We start from the raw sequence: 15,168 nt of genomic DNA on the forward strand, positions 1-15,168 counted from the left end.
TGTCCCTTAAAAGGATTTGTCATATGTCAGGGACTGTCATAAATTACTCTGCGTTGACACGTCCCATGTCGGGACGAATCTGAACTCACGAGGGGACCCTTCCATGGCAGACGCCAAGACGGTGGCCACAGCGTCGCCGCCCGATTCGGGCACATCGCCGAGGCAGGGTCATCCGTGGCTCACGCTTCTCTCGGTTTCACTGGGTGTGATCATGGTGATGCTCGACGGCACCGTCGTCGGCATCGCCAACCCGGTCATCGCCCATGACCTCAACGCCTCGCTCGCCGACCTGCAGTGGGTGACCAGCGGTTACCTTCTCGCCCTCGCCGTGTTCCTGATCACCGCGGGCAAGCTCGGCGACCTGTTCGGGCACAAGATGATCTTCCTGGTCGGCGTCACCGGCTTCGCGCTCACCTCGCTCGCGATCGGCCTCAGCTCCTCGATCGGCGTGCTGATCGCGCTGCGCGTGCTCCAGGGTCTGTTCGGCGCGCTGCTGCAGCCCGCCGCCCTTGCGCTGCTGCGGGTGGCCTTCCCCGGCGAGCGGCTGAAGATGGCGATGGGCGCCTGGGGCGGCATCATCGGCCTGTCCAGCGCCGCCGGCCCGATCGTCGGCGGCCTGCTGGTGGAGAACGTGAGCTGGCAGTCGGTCTTCTTCATCAACGTCCCGGTGGGCGTGGTGGCCCTGGCCATGGGGCTGTGGGTGCTCACCGAGAGCAGGGCGCGGGCCCTGTCGAAGGTCGACTGGCTGGGTGTCGTGTTGCTGTCGGTCGCGATGTTCGCCCTGGTCTGGGCCATCATCAAGGCGCCCGAGTGGGGCTGGGGCGACCCGCTGACCATCGGCTTCCTGGTCGCGGCCGTGGTGGTCGGGGCGGTGTTCGTGTGGTGGCAGGCCGTTTGCGGCGAGCCGCTCCTGCCGCTCAGCCTCTTCCGCAATGTCTCGGTCTCCATCGGCACCGGCCTGATGATGCTCGTCGCGTTCTCCATGTTCGGCGCGATGTTCTTCCTCACGTTCTTCTTCCAGGGCGTGCACGGGCTGTCGCCCCTGGAGTCCGGTCTCCGGATGCTGCCGATGAGCGCGGGCATGATCGTCGCCTCGCCGCTGGCCGCCGTGCTCCTCGGCAAGTTCGGCGCCAAGATCACGATCGCGGGCGGCATGCTCGTCACCGCTGTGGCGATGTTCCTGATGTCCCGGCTCAGCCTCGACGCGACGTTCCTCGACAGCGGCATCCCGTTCCTGCTGCTGGCCTTCGGCCTCTCACCGGTCTTCGTCGGCGCCACCGAGATCATCGTCGGCAACGCGCCGGAGGACCTCAGCGGCGTCGCGGGCGGCGTCCAGCAGTCGGCCATGCAGGTCGGTGGCGCGCTCGGCACGGCCATCCTCGGCGCGATCGTGTCGGCGCGGGTGGCGGACGTCTACTCCGGCCATTGGACGCAGGCCAAGCTCCCGCCGCTGCCGCCGCAGCAGGTCGAGGGGCTGGAGAAGCTGGCGACCTTCGGCGGGGCGCCCACCTCGCAGATGATGCCGGGCATACCCGAGCCGGTCATCCAGGGCATGGCCAACGTCTCGCACCTGTCCTTCCTGGACGGCATGCACCTCGGCTTCGTGGTCAGCACGGGTGTCGCGGTCCTCGCGGCCGTGCTCGCGCTGTTCGTCAGGGCCGGCCGCAAGTCCGAGGACGGCCCGATCCACATGGGCTGACCCCACCGCTCCGGTACGGCTCCCGCCATCGCCCGGCGGGAGCCGTACCGGTCCGTGCGCCGTCTACGCGGGGGTGACGGTGAGCGTCTGCGGGCCCGAGGCCGGGGTCGTCGCGGTGAGGATCCGCCGGTCCGAGTCCCACGTGAAGGACGTGGCCCCGCTGACCCTGCCGCCCCGGGGGAACTCGTCGGCGGGCAGGTAGATCTCGGTCGGCCCGGTCCCGTTGGCGTCGAAGCGCACGGTCAGCGAACGGGCCGCGCGGTCATAGGCGATCTGCCGGGGGAGACCGCCGATCGCCCTCGGGTACGGCCTGGCGTAGACGGGGACGAGCGGGCCCGGAGCGCCCTTGTCGTCGTAGGGACCCCACGGTCCGGGGTCACGCGACCAGTAGGCCCGGCCCATGCCGAGCTCGTCGGTCATCTGCAGCACCCGCTCCACCAGATCGGTGGCGCCCGGGCGCGTGGTGTCGAGCCCGAACTCGCCCAGGATGACGGGCCCGCCCTGGCGCTCGGCGAGGCGCAGCATGTTCGAGCGCCACCAGCCGAGTGTGATGTCGGTCCACTCGCGTGAGGCGGCCACGTAGTCCTCGCCGAGGTCCAGCGGGAGCGGGTAGAGGTGCGGGGCCAGGCCGATCCGGGGCTCGCCCGGCCGCGGGTCCGCCAGGCGGGGCAGACCGCTGGGCAGGCCCCAGTTGATCCCGACCGCCTGCGGCTCCAGGAAGATCCAGTTGTCCCGGTCAACGGTCCTGATCTGGGCGATCGTGCGGCGATAGAGCTCGGCCAGCGGACCGTTCTCGAACGTCGCGCCCTGCACGGAGCCGCCCCATGGCTCGTTCATCAGGTCGTAGCCGATGACGGCCGGATCGTCCTTGAACCGGTCCGCCACCGCCCGCCAGGCCCCGGCGTAGTGGTCCATCAGGTCGGGGTGCTCGCCGGTGGTGTTCCAGAAGTGGTCGAAGGCCCGCATGACGCCGGGATCCAGGTAGTAGAGCTCCCAGGTGTCGTGTCGCCCGGCGACCGGCAGCCCGTCCAGGTGGGTGGCCCAGCCGGGGGCGCCGTTGCCGGCGTGACCGTCGAGGGTGATCCGGTCGCCCCACAGGTCCTGGTGCATGTCGAGCATCACGTGGTAGCCCCGTTTGGCGTACCAGCCAACCCGCTCAGCCACTTTTTCAAGGTATTTCGTGTCATAGACGCCGGGAGACGGTTCGACGGCCCGCCACTGCATCAGAAACCTGACGAAGTTCGTGCCCATCGCCCGGTATTCGGTCTCGACGTCCGCCTCGGTCAGCTCCGGCAGCGCGTCGGGGGTGCTCTTGGCGCTGCTCGCGGTGTTGAAGCCGTGCAGTGTCAGCACTCGCCCCCGGTCGTCGGTGACGAACCGTGAGACCCGCTCGGGGGCCTCGCCCCGGGCGGCCGAGGCCACCGCGCCCGCCGCGGCGACGGCCAGGGCCAGCCCTGCGGCGACCAGACGCGGACGCTTCATCGAGATGCCTCCATCTCCCGGCCGCCCACCGGGACTGTCTGCCGTCCGCCGGCGTGGCGGGCGTGGCGGTGAGCCCGGCGCGGGAGCGGTGGGCTCCGATCCGGGTCTTTCACGGGAATCGGTTGGGCGCTAGCCTGCCGAACATGAGCACTGTTCGCAATGGCCTGCCGGCGGTCGTTACCTTGCTGATCGTTTCGGCGTTCGGGGCGTTCGGCGCGGATCTCGCCACCGCCGCCGGCCCCCTCGCCGTGCCGTCCGCGTTGGGCCTGCCGTACGGCCTGCCCGGCCTGCGGCTCGTCCCGCTCGGCGAGACCGGCTGGCCGTTCACGCTCACCGAGAACCTCGCCGCCCTCGTCCTGGTCGGCGCGGTGGCCTGGGTGACCACCCACCGGCGGGGCGGGGCCGTGCGGGCCTTCTTCGCAGGCTGGGGCGCCTTCGTCCTGGGAACGCTGGCAGCCGGTCTGCTGCGCGCGGTGGCCGTCTCCCAGACCGTCCAGGCCGGTCCCGGCGCCTATGCCGGGCTCGTGGCCGGCGCCCTGGTCACCGGGCTGGTCTGGGGCGTCGTGCTGGGCTGGACGGCCGCAATCGCGACATTGGCGAGCGCCGACGCGGGGACCACCGTGGTCCGGGCATAAAATCGGCAGGGTGAGCACGAAGATTCTCCCTGAGAGCGACATCCGGCCGGACCTGTCGCACGGCGACGGCGACCACGAGCGGTTCGCCCACTACGTCGAGAAAGACAAGATCATGGAGAGCGCGTTCAGCGGCACCCCGGTGCGCGCGCTCTGCGGCAAGGTCTGGGTGCCGAACCGGGATCCGCAGAAGTTCCCGGTCTGCCCCGAGTGCAAGGAGATCTACGAAGGGCTGCCCAAGGGCGAGGACAGCAACAACAACGAGTGAGTGTTGTTCATGGGTGATCGCCACCGATGAGGTTACGGTCGGGGTGCCGCTGGGGGGCGGCAATCGACCAGTAGATGTGACCTGTCGGGGGACTGCATGGCTCGGCGTGCGATCGCCGCTATTTCGGTATGCCTGTTCACAGCGGGCGCCGCTCCCGCCACTGCGGCCTCGGCGTCCGCGCTGAGCCCGGTCCGGGCCTCGGGGACCGCGAAGGCCCTGTCCGTGGAGGCCTCGTCTGCGGGGGCCTCGTCCACGGCGAGTCCGGCCCCGGGGTGCGCCGCCGCGCGGGCCGGCACCTCCGGGCGCGGGCCCGAGCCGCACGCACCGGCCCCGCCGCAGGTCGCGGAGATGCTCGGCGACCTGCGGCGGCGCCAGTCGGGGATGCGCCACGGACCCTGGACCCCGATCATGGTCCCCACCTGGGTGCACGTCATCACCGCCGGTCCCCTGGGAGCGCAGGACAGCGCGGTGCGCAACCAGATCGCCACGCTCAACGCCGCCTACTCCGGCCGGCTCGGCGGGGTCGACACCGGAATCCAGTTCCGCCTCGACGGCCTCACCCGGACCAACAACACCACCTGGTTCCGCGAGCCCCTCGCCTATGAGGCGGGGATCAAACGGGCGCGCAGGGGCGGCGCCGACACCCTCAACCTCTACGTCGCCCAGCTCAGCCAGCTCGTGCTCGGCTACTCCACCTACCCGTACTGGTACCGGACCCAGCCCAGCCTCGACGGCGTAGTCCTCGACTGGCGCAGCCTGCCCGGCGGATCGCTGCGCAACTTCGATCGGGGGTTCACCGGAGTCCACGAGATCGGCCACTGGCTCGGGCTGCTGCACACCTTCGAGAACGGCTGCGAGTCGCCGGGCGACGGAGTCGCCGACACCGCGCCGGAAGGCCAGCCCACCGAAGGGTGCCCGGCCGTCAAGGACACCTGTAAGGGCGACGCCCCCGACCCCATCCACAACTTCATGGACTACGCCCAGGACCGCTGCATGTCGGAGTTCACCGCCGGCCAGGCGGCCAGAATGCACGAGATGTGGGCCGCATACCGGTCTTCGCCGGACATTACCCTTGATGGGTGACAGTACCGAAGACGCTTGACGCTCCGTACGAACCTCCTCGGATCTTCGGCCCCCGATACCGCACCGCCACTCTCGGCATCCTGCTCGTCGTCACGCTGATCGCCTTCGAAGGCATGTCGGTCGGCACGGTGATGCCCGCGGTGTCCAAGGATCTCGACGCGCTCGACCTGTACGGCATGAGCTTTTCGGCCTTCCTCATCTCCGGTCTGCTGGCCAACGTCGTCGCCGGGCTCTGGTCCGACCGGCGGGGGCACGCCGTGCCCTTCCTGCTCGGCATCGGCCTGTTCACGGCCGGCATGGTCCTGGCGGGCGCGGCCGGGACCAAGGAACTGTTCATCGTCGCGCGCGTCGTACAGGGACTGGGCGGCGGCGGGGTCGTCGTAGCGATCTACGTGATGATCGCCCGAGTCTACGTCCCGGAGACGCGGCCCAAGGTGTTCGCCGCCCTGTCGGCCGCCTGGGTGCTGCCCGCGCTGATCGGCCCCGGGCTGAGCGGGCTCATCGCCACGACGCTCGAATGGCGCTGGGTCTTCTACGGGATCGTGCCGCTGGTGGTCCCCGCCCTGGTGATGCTCCTGCCCGCGCTGCGCGCCGGTGAGGGCCCGGCCCCCGAGCCCGCCACCGGCCCCCGCTCCCGGCCGGTGGCCATGACCCTGGCGGCCGCGGCCACGGCGGGCGGGGCCGGGGCGCTGCTGTACGGGGTGGACCGGCTGCACAACGCCCCCCTGTCCGGAGGGATCGCCACCGCCGCCGGACTGGTCGCCCTGGCCGTGGGCCTGCCCCGGCTGCTGCCGCCGAGAGCCCTCAGGTTCGGCCACGGCCTGCCCACCACGATCATGATGCGCGGTGTGCTCAGCTCGGCGTTCTTCGGGGTCAACGCGTTCATCCCGCTGCTGCTCACCAAGGTGAGCGGTTTCTCGGTCGCCGAGGCCGGGATCGCGCTCACCATCGGCGCCCTGGGCTGGACGACCGGCTCCTACCTGCAGACCCGCCGCGCCTACGACAGGCCCCGGCTGGTACGGCTCGGCGCCGCCGCGGTCACCACCGGCGTCCTGCTGACCCTGCTCGTGCTCGTGCCCGGCGGCACCGGCTGGGTCGCCGTGCCCGCCTGGGTCGTCGCCGGATTCGGCATGGGAATCGGCATGACCAGCGTCAACGTCACCGCGATGCGCCAGTCGCCCGACGCCGAGCAGGGCGCGAACTCCGCGGCGCTCCAGGTCGTCGACACCCTGGGCAGCGCGCTCACCATCGGCTTCGGCGGCGTCCTGATCAACCTGATCGGCCACGACGACATCCCCACCGGCTACATCACGATCGTGGTCCTGATGGCGGCCGTGGGCCTGCTCGGGGTGGGCGTGGCCGGCCGCATGCGGGACGCCACCTGACCCGTCCGCCTCCGCCGCGACGCCGATCGCCTATAGCCGGACCGGACCCGGGCGGGCATGGTAGGACGGGAGGACCGTGACCACCGGGAGGAGGCGGCGTGGACGAACGCCCTCGCCAGGCGTGGCCGCCGGAGGAGCCCGGGCACCGGGTGTGGCCGCCCGAGGGAGCCGGGCGCAAGGGGCAGCACCGGGCGCGGCCGTCCGACGAGCCCGAGCGCGCGGCATGGCCTTCCCCCGAGCCCGGACGCCGGCGGCGGCAGCCCGTCGACGACGTGCCGCGGGACGACCTCCCGCCCTCGGCTCGCCTGTACGGCGCGCCCATCGCCCCACCCGGCCGCCGGATCCCCGGCCGCCTGCGGCGGCGCCTGCCCGGACTGGTCGCCCTGGTGGCCGGCGCGGGGGTCGTCATCGCCGGCGCCGTCCTGGCTCCCCGGATCCTGCCGGCCTCCGCGCCGCCGGCCACCAGGGTGAGCGACCCCGACGCGGGCGTGGGATACCCGCTGCCCCAGGGCTGGCGGGCCGGCACGGTGCCACCGGTCACCGCGTTCACCGCGGTGGCGGGCAGCGACGGGACGGCGGGCGGCGACGGGGTGGCGACGGTGATGTCCAGGCCGGTCGAGCCGGCGGCGGACGCGCGCAAGGCCGCGGTGGAGCTCGCCGACCTGTACGCGCGGCTGCTGCTGCACGGCGACGAGGTCGAAGTGGTGGACGAGCGGCCGGTCACGGTGGGCGGGCGGACCGGCTACAGCCGTTCCCTGCGGGCGGAGTACCGCGACGTCGTCAACCGCCCCGCCTATCTTCGTGTGGTGTTCCTCACAGGCGCGGCCGGCCGGCCGGTCGTCATGATGGGCATGGCCCAGCCGGACGACCCCCGGCTGCGGGCCGAGATCGACACGGTGATCGCCGGAGTCCGCTAGGCCCGCGGCGAGGGCCTGGCGGGCGCCTGCGGCCGCCTTTCCCGGGACGGCGCCGGATGCCGGGCGGCGCGGCCGTACGGGAGTGGAAGACCTTTAGCACGCGGAGGTGACCTTGGCGAGCATCTCGCCGGATCGGCACGTCTTGTCGGCGACTCAGATTACTCTGGGGACACTGTGAGCACTTCCGCCGCATCCCACCTGTCCCCCTCGTATCCGGACCGTGCCGCCTGGGGCACCGCGCCGAAGCTCCGTGCCTGGCAGCAGGAGGCCTTTGACCTCTACTGCAGGCGCGAGCCACGCGACTTCCTGGCGGTCGCCACACCCGGTGCGGGCAAGACGACCTTCGCGCTGCGCATCGTCAGCGATCTCCTGTCGCGGGGGATCATCCGGGCTGTGACGATCGTCACACCCACCGAGCACCTCAAGCAGCAGTGGGCCGACGCCGCGTCCAGAGTCGGCATCGCCATCGACCCCGAGTTCAAGAACAGCCAGGGCGCGACCTCGCGGGACTACGCCGGGGTGGCCGTCACCTACGCCCAGATCTCGATGCACCCGGCGCTGCACCGCGCCCGGACCGAGGCGCGCAAGACGCTCGTCATCTTCGACGAGATCCACCACGCGGGTGACGCGAAGTCCTGGGGCGACGGGGTGCGCGAGGCGTTCGAGCCCGCCGCGCGGCGCCTGGCGCTGACCGGCACCCCGTTCCGATCCGACGTCAACCCGATCCCGTTCGTCACCTACATGGAAGACGGCGAGGGCGTCCGGCGCAGCGTCTCCGACTACTCCTACGGCTACGGCCCGGCGCTCGCCGACGGTGTCGTCCGGCCGGTCATCTTCCTGGCCTATGCCGGCGAGATGCGCTGGCGGACCCGGGCGGGCGACGAGATCGCCGCCACCCTCGGCACCCCGCTCACCAAGGACCAGCTCGGCCAGGCGTGGAAGGCCGCGCTCGACCCCAAGGGCGACTGGATCCGGCAGGTGCTCCGGGCGGCCGACAGGCGCCTGACCGAGGTGCGCAGGGGAGTGCCCGACGCCGGCGCCCTGGTCATCGCCACCGACCACGAGACGGCCCGCGCCTACGCCAAGCACATTCGCGCGATCACCGGTGAGGGCGCCACGGTCGTGCTCTCCGACGATCCCGAGGCGTCGAAGAAGATCAAACAGTTCTCCGCCTCCCAGGACCGCTGGCTCGTCGCGGTCCGGATGGTCTCCGAGGGCGTCGACATCCCCCGCCTGGCGGTCGGGGTCTACGCCACGAGCACCTCGACCCCGCTGTTCTTCGCCCAGGCCGTGGGCCGTTTCGTCCGGGCGCGCAAGCGGGGCGAGACCGCCTCGGTGTTCCTGCCCTCGGTGCCGACCCTGATGGGGCTGGCCGGGGAGATGGAGGCCGAGCGTGACCACGTGCTCGACCGCAACCTGCCCGAGGAGGGGCTCGACGACTTCCTCCTCGACGACGCCCAGCGTAAGAAGGACAACCCCGACGTCCTGGGGGACGAGCTGCCCTTCGAGACGCTCGAGGCGGTCGCCACCTTCGACCGGGTGCTCTTCGACGGCGGCGAGTTCGGCACCACAGCCGAGCCCGGCTCGCCCGAGGAGGAGGACTTCCTCGGGCTGCCCGGCCTGCTGGAGCCCGACCAGGTGCGGACCCTGCTGAGCAAGCGCCAGTCCGACCAGCTCAAGGCCAAGCGGAACAAGCCCGAGCCCAAGGAGCCCCAGCTCGCCCCGCACGAGCTCATCGCCAACCTCCGCAAGGAGCTCAACGGCCTGGTCGGCGCATGGAACCACCGCACCGGCCAGCCCCACGGCGTCATCCACGCCGAGCTTCGCCGGGCCTGCGGCGGCCCGGCCATCGCACAGGCCACCGCCGAGCAGGTCCAGGAGCGGATCGACAAGATCCGTCACTGGGCCACCCAGCGGTCGCACTAGGCCCGCTCGGCGCGGGGCGATCGGCCGCCCGGTCCGGCCGTCAGCGCGGGACGATCGGCCGCCCGGTCCGGCCGTCGATCGTCCTGAACGCCTCCCCGCCGGGCAGCGGGGGCGCCAGACGCATCTCCACGGAGGCCGTCCCGTCCGCCACGCTCACCGGGACGGTCCGGGCGTCGGCGGGCCGGTGCTTCATGGGCCCCTCGTGCAGCCAGACTCTGACGTCGCGCCTGTCGCGGCGCAGGACGACGGTCGCGGTGTCGCACTCGCCCGCCACGGCCGTCCAGGAGAGCCGTACGGCGCGCACCTCGCCCCGGCGCGAAGCCGGCTGCGCCCGCTCGGGAGCGGGCAGCCGGGTGGCGCAGGCGGCGTGCCCGGCCGCACGCACCGCCGCCGGGGCGGTCACGGCCGCCTCCCGCGCGGTCGGGGCGGTCACGGCCGCCTTTCGCGCGGTCGGGGCGGGTGGCGCGCCGGTCGTGCTGTTGACCCAGATCGTGGCCGCCTCCAACCCGGCCAGCGCGACCACGCCGCCCAGCCGGGCCGAGCCTCTGCCGCGCAGCAACAGCCACAGGCACATGGGGGCCAGGATCAGCCAGGAGACACCGAGCGCGAGCATGGGCGGTCACCACCGTGAGATCAGAGGATTACGACTCTCCGTAATACTCTTATCGCATGGAGTGGCGGCCGTATTGGAAGTTTCGTGACCCGCCTGTGGTCCCTTCCGGCACCTGACCACCGGCCGCCGGCTCGGACCGCCGGCTTGGGAGAGCGGTGGCCCGTTCCGGGAGCCGGCCGTCGGCGTCGGGAGAGCGGTGGCCCGTTCCGGGAGCCGGCCGTCGGCGTCGGGAGAGCCGTCGCCTGCTTCAGGAGCGGAGCACCGGCTCGCCGCTGAGCCGGGCTCCGGCGGCGCCGAGCTCGGCCAGCGCGGCCTCCGTGGTCGGCCTGGCCACCCCGGCGGTCAGGTCCAGCAGCACCCGTACGGCCAGACCGTGGCCGATCGCGTCCAGGGCGGTGGCGCGCACGCAGTGGTCGATGGCGATGCCGACCACGTCCACCGCGCTCACCCGGCGCCGGGCGAGCCAGTCGGCCAGGCTCGTGCCGTCGGGGGCGCTGCCCTCGAAACCGCTGTAGGCGGCGGCGCGGGAGCCCTTGCTGAAGACCTCCTCGACCTTGGCGGTGTCGAAGGCGGGGTGGAAGTCCGCGCCCGGGGTCCCGGCCACGCAGTGGACGGGCCAGGAGCTCGCGTAGTCGGGTTCGGTGGCGAAGTGGGCGCCGGGGTCGACGTGGAAGTCACGGGTGGCCACGACATGGTCGTAGTCGTGCGAGGCGGCGTGCCGGGAGATGGCGGCGGCAACCTCGGCACCGCCGCCCACCGGCAGGCTGCCACCCTCGCAGAAGTCGTTCTGGACATCGACGATGATCAGTGCGGTTGCCATGAAGGCTAGTCAAACACGGTCGGAATGGCGGCATAGCCCCGGGACAGCTGGTGGGCCTCGGCGGGCAGCTCGGCGACGGCCTCGCGGTGCCGGCGGCGGCCCGCTTCGAGGCCCTCCCGGCCGACGATCTCGCCGTCGCGGACCAGCTCGGCCTGGAGCGGCCGGGCCTCCTCGGGTCGCTCGCCGGTGACGATGACGAGCTCGCCGACGGCCGTGCCCGCCGGGTCGAGCTGCCGGAAGGCCTCCTTGCGGCCACCCCGGCTGGGCTTTCCCACCGACCGTTTGGCCACCGGCTGCATGACCCCCTGGGCGTCCTCCCGGACGACGAGCTTGTAGACCAGCGCGGCCGTCGGCACGCCGGAGCCGGTGACCAGCGAGGTGCCGACGCCGTAGGCGTCCACCGGGGCGGCCGACAGCGCCGCGATCGCGTATTCGTCCAGGTCGCTGGTGACGAGGATCCGTGTCTTGGCGGCACCCAGCGCGTCGAGCTGCCCGCGGACCGCGTGGGCGACCTCGCCCAGATCGCCGGAGTCCAGCCGGATGGCGCCCAGGTCGGGGCCGGCCAGCTCCACGCCGGTCCGCACGGCCTCCGCCACGTCGTAGGTGTCGACGAGCAGGGTGGTGCCCGTGCCCAGCGAGTCGATCTGGGCCTGGAAGGCCTGCCGCTCCGAATCGTGCAGCAGCGTGAACGCGTGGGCCGCGGTCCCGGCGGTCGGCACGCCGTAGCGGTGGCGGGCCATCAGGTTGGAGGTGGCGGAGAATCCGCTCAGGTAGGCGGCTCGCGCGGCGGCCACGGCCGCCATCTCGTGGGTGCGTCGCGAGCCCATCTCGATCAGCGGCCTGGACCCGGCGGCGCGGACCATGCGGGAGGCCGCGGTGGCGATCGCGCAGTCGTGGTTGAGGATCGACAGGACCACCGTCTCCAAAAGCACGGCCTCGGCGAACGTGCCCTCCACGGTCAGAATGGGGGAGCCGGGGAAATAGCACTCGCCCTCGCGGTAGCCGTACAGGCTGCCGGTGAAGCGGTAGCCGGCGAGGAAGTCGAGGGTGGAGGCGTCGACGATCTGGTTGTCGCGCAGGAACGCGAGCTCCTCGTCGCCGAACCGGAAGCTCTCCAGCGCCTCCAGCACCCGGCCGATTCCGGCGACCACCCCGTAACGTCGCCCGCCGGGCAGCTGGCGGGCGAACACCTCGAACACCGCGCGTCGCGACCCGGCGCCACTGCGCAGTGCCGCCTGCAGCATTGTCAGCTCATAGTGATCTGTCAGCAACGCCGTGCTCATGCTCATCGTCACGAGTCGAAGACTAAGCCCGCGGTAGGGCAGACTGGTGTATGTGGGTAGCACCGCTCCAATGGAGGTCGAGCGTCCGTCAACCGACGTGCGGCCCGATCTGCCATGGCTGACGATCGTCTGGAACGACCCGGTCAACCTGATGTCGTACGTCACGTATGTCTTCCAGTCCGTCTTCGGTTACTCGCGGGAGAAGGCGGAGAAACTCATGCTCGACGTGCACCAGAAGGGCAGGGCCGTGGTGTCCAGCGGCACGCGCGAGGAGATGGAGCGCGACGTGCAGATCATGCACTCCTATGGTCTGTGGGCCACCGTGCAGCGGGATTCATGAGGGGCGGATCCGGCGCGGCCCGTCTCGCGCTCTCCCGCGCGACGCGTGGAGCGGATTCCGCGGGAAGCGAGCGGGAAGCGGGGAACGAGCGGTGAGTTCAGGGTTCAAGCGGGGGCGCAAGGGCAGCGTGATCACTGTCTTCGACGCCGCCGAGGTCTCGATCCTGCGTTCGCTGGTCTCTCAGATCCTCGGGCTGATCGAGCCGGGGGAGACCGGCGACGACCCGCTGGAGCGCGCGCTCGGCATCGGCCCCTCCGAGCAGTCCGCCGATCCGGTGCTGGCCCGGCTGTTCCCCTCGGCCTACGAGGACACCGAGCAGTCCGCCGAGTTCCGCCGCTACACCGAGGCGACCCTGCGCGACGGCAAGCGGGCCGACGCGCAGACCATGCTCGACAGCGCCGAGCCCGGACGGGTCGAGCTCACCCGGGAACAGGCGCAGGCGTGGATGCGCGCGCTGAACGACGTACGGCTCGCGCTCGGCACCCGGCTCGAGGTGACCGAGGAGGTCCACGACGAGATCGCCCAGATGAAGGAGGACGACCCGCGCTATCCGGCGTACGTCACCTACGACTGGCTGACCTACCTCCAGGACACGCTGGTCCGCGCCCTTTGGTAACTTCCTGGCATGCTCACGATCTCTCGGGAACTGGTTGACAAGATCATCGCGCATGCCCGGGCCGACCACCCGGACGAGGCCTGCGGCGTGATCGCCGGGCCGATCGGCTCCGATTCTCCCGAGCGGTTCGTCGCGATGGAGAACGCCGAGCGATCGCCCACCTTCTACCGCTTCGACTCGCTGGAACAGCTGCGGGTCTGGCGCGAGATGGACGACCGCGACGAGGAACCGGTGGTCATCTACCACTCTCACACCGCGACCGAGGCCTATCCCTCGCGCACCGACATCTCCTACGCCTCCGAGCCGAACGCCCACTACGTGCTGGTCTCCACCCGCGAGGAGCTGGGCGAGGAGGCGGAGTTGCGCTCCTACCGGATCGTCGACGGCGTGGTGCAGGAGGAGGAGGTCACGATCACCTCGGTGTGACCTGTGACCTGTGACCTGTGACCTGTCCTGTGCCCCGCGGCCGATCCGGCCGTGAGGCGAATCGCCCCTTTGGGTAAGCTGATGACCATGTCGACCGTTGACCCGAGCCTGGAGGACGTCGTGCTCTCACGTATCGGCGCGCGGGCCCGGGGCGCGGGTCTCGCGGCCGTGCAGAACTTCCTGTTCGCGCACACTCCCTCCGTCGTCGTCTACGACTGTCGCTGACCGGCAGTTCCGGAATCCCTTCGCGCCCGCCGGTGTTCTGATCCGGTGGGCGGCACTCCCATGACGACACAAGGAGATTGACCCGCGATGGCCATCGAGGTTCGCATTCCGACCATCCTGCGCACCTACACCGACGGCGCCAAGGCCGTCGACGCCAAGGGCGCGACGCTCGACGAGCTGATCGGCGACCTGGAGTCCCGGCACCCGGGGCTCAAGGACCGCCTGATCGACAAGGGCGCGCTGCGCCGCTTCGTGAACGTCTACCTGAACGACGAGGACGTCCGCTTCCTGGGCGGCCTGGAGACCCCGCTCTCCGACGGCGACACGGTCACCGTCCTGCCGGCCGTGGCGGGCGGCTCCCGCTAGCGGAGCGGTGCCGCCGGCCTCGACGGGCCGGCGGCACCGCCGGTGTTTCCCGTTTGTCAACACGAGGCGGAAGCCGTGAACCATGCGCTTTGACTCACTGATCGATTCCGTGGGCCGCACCCCCCTGGTCGGCCTGCCCCGCCTGTCCCCGTCGGAGGACGTGCGGATCTGGGCCAAGCTGGAAGACCGCAACCCGACCGGTTCGATCAAGGACCGTCCGGCGCTGTGGATGATCGAGCAGGCGGAGAAGGACGGCCTGCTCCGGCCCGGCTGCACGATCCTCGAACCCACCAGCGGCAACACGGGCATCTCGCTGGCGATGTCCGCCCGGCTCAAGGGCTACAAGCTGATCTGCGTGATGCCGGAGAACACCTCGGAGGAGCGCCGCCAGCTCCTGCGGATGTGGGGAGCGGAGATCATCTCCTCGCCTGCGGCCGGCGGTTCCAACGAGGCGGTCCGGGTCGCCAAGGGCCTGGCCGCCGAAAATCCGGACTGGGTGATGCTCTACCAGTACGGCAACCCCGCCAACTGGCGCTCCCACTACGAGACGACGGGGCCGGAGATCCTCACGGACCTGCCGACCGTCACCCACTTCGTGGCGGGCCTCGGGACCACCGGCACCCTGATGGGCGTCGGCCGGTTCCTGCGCGAGCGCGTCCCCGACGTGAAGATCGTGGCCGCCGAGCCCCGTTACGGCGAGCTGGTGTACGGCCTGCGCAACGTGGACGAGGGCTTCATCCCCGAGCTCTACGACCCCGAAGTCCTGACCACCCGGTTCTCGGTCTCCTCCGCCGACGCCCTGCGGCGCACAAGGGAACTGCTGGCCACCGAGGGCATCTTCGCCGGCGTCTCCACCGGAGCCGCCCTGCACGGCGCGCTCGGCATGGCGAGCAAGGCGGTCAAGGCCGCCGAGCGGGCCGACATCGTGTTCGTGGTGGCGGACGGCGGCTGGAAATACCTGTCCACCGGCGCCTACGAGGGCACCCTGGACGAGGCCGAGGAACGACTCGAAGGCCAGCTCTGGGCCTGAGCCGGTCCCTCGTGCCGGACGGGACCGCCCGGTCACGGGGTGGTGCGAGGTCAGGCG

17 protein-coding genes are annotated in these 15,168 nt (G+C 71.4%); 13 read left to right on the top strand and 4 right to left on the bottom strand.

Annotation, left to right across the window (positions count from 1 at the left end):
• Positions 1–103 precede the first annotated feature (103 nt).
• Positions 104–1,699: an MFS transporter gene (locus tag ACQPYK_RS09520; RefSeq protein WP_433253241.1), complete on the top strand. Its 1,596-nt coding sequence runs from the start codon at positions 104–106 to the stop codon at positions 1,697–1,699.
• A 63-nt stretch (positions 1,700–1,762) separates the two neighbouring features.
• Here ACQPYK_RS09520 and ACQPYK_RS09525 read toward each other — a convergent pair whose 3' ends face one another.
• The gene (locus ACQPYK_RS09525) at positions 1,763–3,181 is read right to left on the bottom strand and encodes a cellulase family glycosylhydrolase (protein ID WP_433253243.1); all 1,419 of its coding nucleotides are present in this window, start codon (positions 3,179–3,181) and stop codon (positions 1,763–1,765) included.
• A 143-nt stretch (positions 3,182–3,324) separates the two neighbouring features.
• Here ACQPYK_RS09525 and ACQPYK_RS09530 point away from each other — a divergent pair, with 143 nt between their 5' ends.
• The 6 genes from ACQPYK_RS09530 to ACQPYK_RS09555 all read left to right on the top strand — a co-directional run bounded on the left by ACQPYK_RS09530 (position 3,325) and on the right by ACQPYK_RS09555 (position 9,392).
• Positions 3,325–3,816 (top strand): hypothetical protein, encoded by a 492-nt coding sequence (locus tag ACQPYK_RS09530; protein ID WP_433253245.1) that lies wholly within the window; start codon positions 3,325–3,327, stop codon positions 3,814–3,816.
• A 10-nt stretch (positions 3,817–3,826) separates the two neighbouring features.
• Positions 3,827–4,081, top strand: coding sequence for a DUF3039 domain-containing protein (locus ACQPYK_RS09535; RefSeq protein ID WP_433253247.1), 255 nt, complete (start codon positions 3,827–3,829; stop codon positions 4,079–4,081).
• Between the two features lie 96 nt (positions 4,082–4,177).
• Positions 4,178–5,164: a zinc metalloprotease gene (locus ACQPYK_RS09540; RefSeq protein WP_433253249.1), complete on the top strand. Its 987-nt coding sequence runs from the start codon at positions 4,178–4,180 to the stop codon at positions 5,162–5,164.
• On the top strand, positions 5,161–6,549 hold the full coding sequence (locus tag ACQPYK_RS09545; protein WP_433253251.1) for an MFS transporter: 1,389 nt from the start codon (positions 5,161–5,163) through the stop codon (positions 6,547–6,549). Before ACQPYK_RS09540 ends, ACQPYK_RS09545 begins: the two co-directional genes overlap by 4 nt.
• Before the next feature lie 98 nt (positions 6,550–6,647).
• A complete protein-coding gene (locus tag ACQPYK_RS09550) occupies positions 6,648–7,466 on the top strand; it encodes a hypothetical protein (protein ID WP_433253253.1) in 819 nt (272 codons plus the stop codon).
• A 174-nt stretch (positions 7,467–7,640) separates the two neighbouring features.
• Complete coding sequence (locus tag ACQPYK_RS09555; protein ID WP_433253255.1) at positions 7,641–9,392, top strand: DEAD/DEAH box helicase; 1,752 nt, start codon at positions 7,641–7,643, stop codon at positions 9,390–9,392.
• Positions 9,393–9,432: 40 nt separating this feature from the next.
• On the opposite strand, the gene ACQPYK_RS09560 is transcribed toward ACQPYK_RS09555, so the two are convergent.
• The 3 genes from ACQPYK_RS09560 to ACQPYK_RS09570 form a co-directional block, all read right to left on the bottom strand.
• Positions 9,433–10,005 (bottom strand): hypothetical protein, encoded by a 573-nt coding sequence (locus ACQPYK_RS09560; RefSeq protein WP_433253257.1) that lies wholly within the window; start codon positions 10,003–10,005, stop codon positions 9,433–9,435.
• A gap of 247 nt (positions 10,006–10,252) precedes the next feature.
• A complete protein-coding gene (locus ACQPYK_RS09565) occupies positions 10,253–10,825 on the bottom strand; it encodes an isochorismatase family protein (protein WP_433253259.1) in 573 nt (190 codons plus the stop codon).
• 5 nt (positions 10,826–10,830) lie between these two features.
• Complete coding sequence (locus ACQPYK_RS09570) at positions 10,831–12,114, bottom strand: nicotinate phosphoribosyltransferase (protein WP_433253261.1); 1,284 nt, start codon at positions 12,112–12,114, stop codon at positions 10,831–10,833.
• A 64-nt stretch (positions 12,115–12,178) separates the two neighbouring features.
• Between ACQPYK_RS09570 and clpS the strand changes: the two genes are divergently transcribed.
• The 6 genes from clpS (at position 12,179) to ACQPYK_RS09600 (ending at position 15,111) form a co-directional block, all read left to right on the top strand.
• Positions 12,179–12,448 carry an ATP-dependent Clp protease adapter ClpS gene (gene clpS, locus ACQPYK_RS09575; RefSeq protein WP_433253263.1) on the top strand — a complete coding sequence of 90 codons (270 nt, stop codon included), beginning with the start codon at positions 12,179–12,181 and terminating at the stop codon, positions 12,446–12,448.
• 91 nt (positions 12,449–12,539) lie between these two features.
• Positions 12,540–13,064 (top strand): DUF2017 domain-containing protein, encoded by a 525-nt coding sequence (locus ACQPYK_RS09580; RefSeq protein ID WP_433253265.1) that lies wholly within the window; start codon positions 12,540–12,542, stop codon positions 13,062–13,064.
• Positions 13,065–13,073: 9 nt separating this feature from the next.
• Positions 13,074–13,490 (top strand): Mov34/MPN/PAD-1 family protein, encoded by a 417-nt coding sequence (locus ACQPYK_RS09585; protein WP_433253267.1) that lies wholly within the window; start codon positions 13,074–13,076, stop codon positions 13,488–13,490.
• 87 nt (positions 13,491–13,577) lie between these two features.
• Complete coding sequence (locus tag ACQPYK_RS09590) at positions 13,578–13,715, top strand: hypothetical protein (protein WP_433253269.1); 138 nt, start codon at positions 13,578–13,580, stop codon at positions 13,713–13,715.
• Positions 13,716–13,802: 87 nt separating this feature from the next.
• Entirely contained in the window at positions 13,803–14,081 is a 279-nt protein-coding gene (locus ACQPYK_RS09595; RefSeq protein WP_012888463.1) for a MoaD/ThiS family protein, read from the top strand.
• Positions 14,082–14,163: 82 nt separating this feature from the next.
• Positions 14,164–15,111, top strand: a complete 948-nt coding sequence (locus tag ACQPYK_RS09600) for a PLP-dependent cysteine synthase family protein (RefSeq protein WP_433253271.1) — start codon at positions 14,164–14,166, stop codon at positions 15,109–15,111.
• The last annotated feature ends 57 nt before the right edge of the window (positions 15,112–15,168 follow it).

It is taken from the genome of Streptosporangium sp. CA-135522, from assembly GCF_050949235.1.
Classification (GTDB): Bacteria; Actinomycetota; Actinomycetes; order Streptosporangiales; family Streptosporangiaceae; genus Streptosporangium.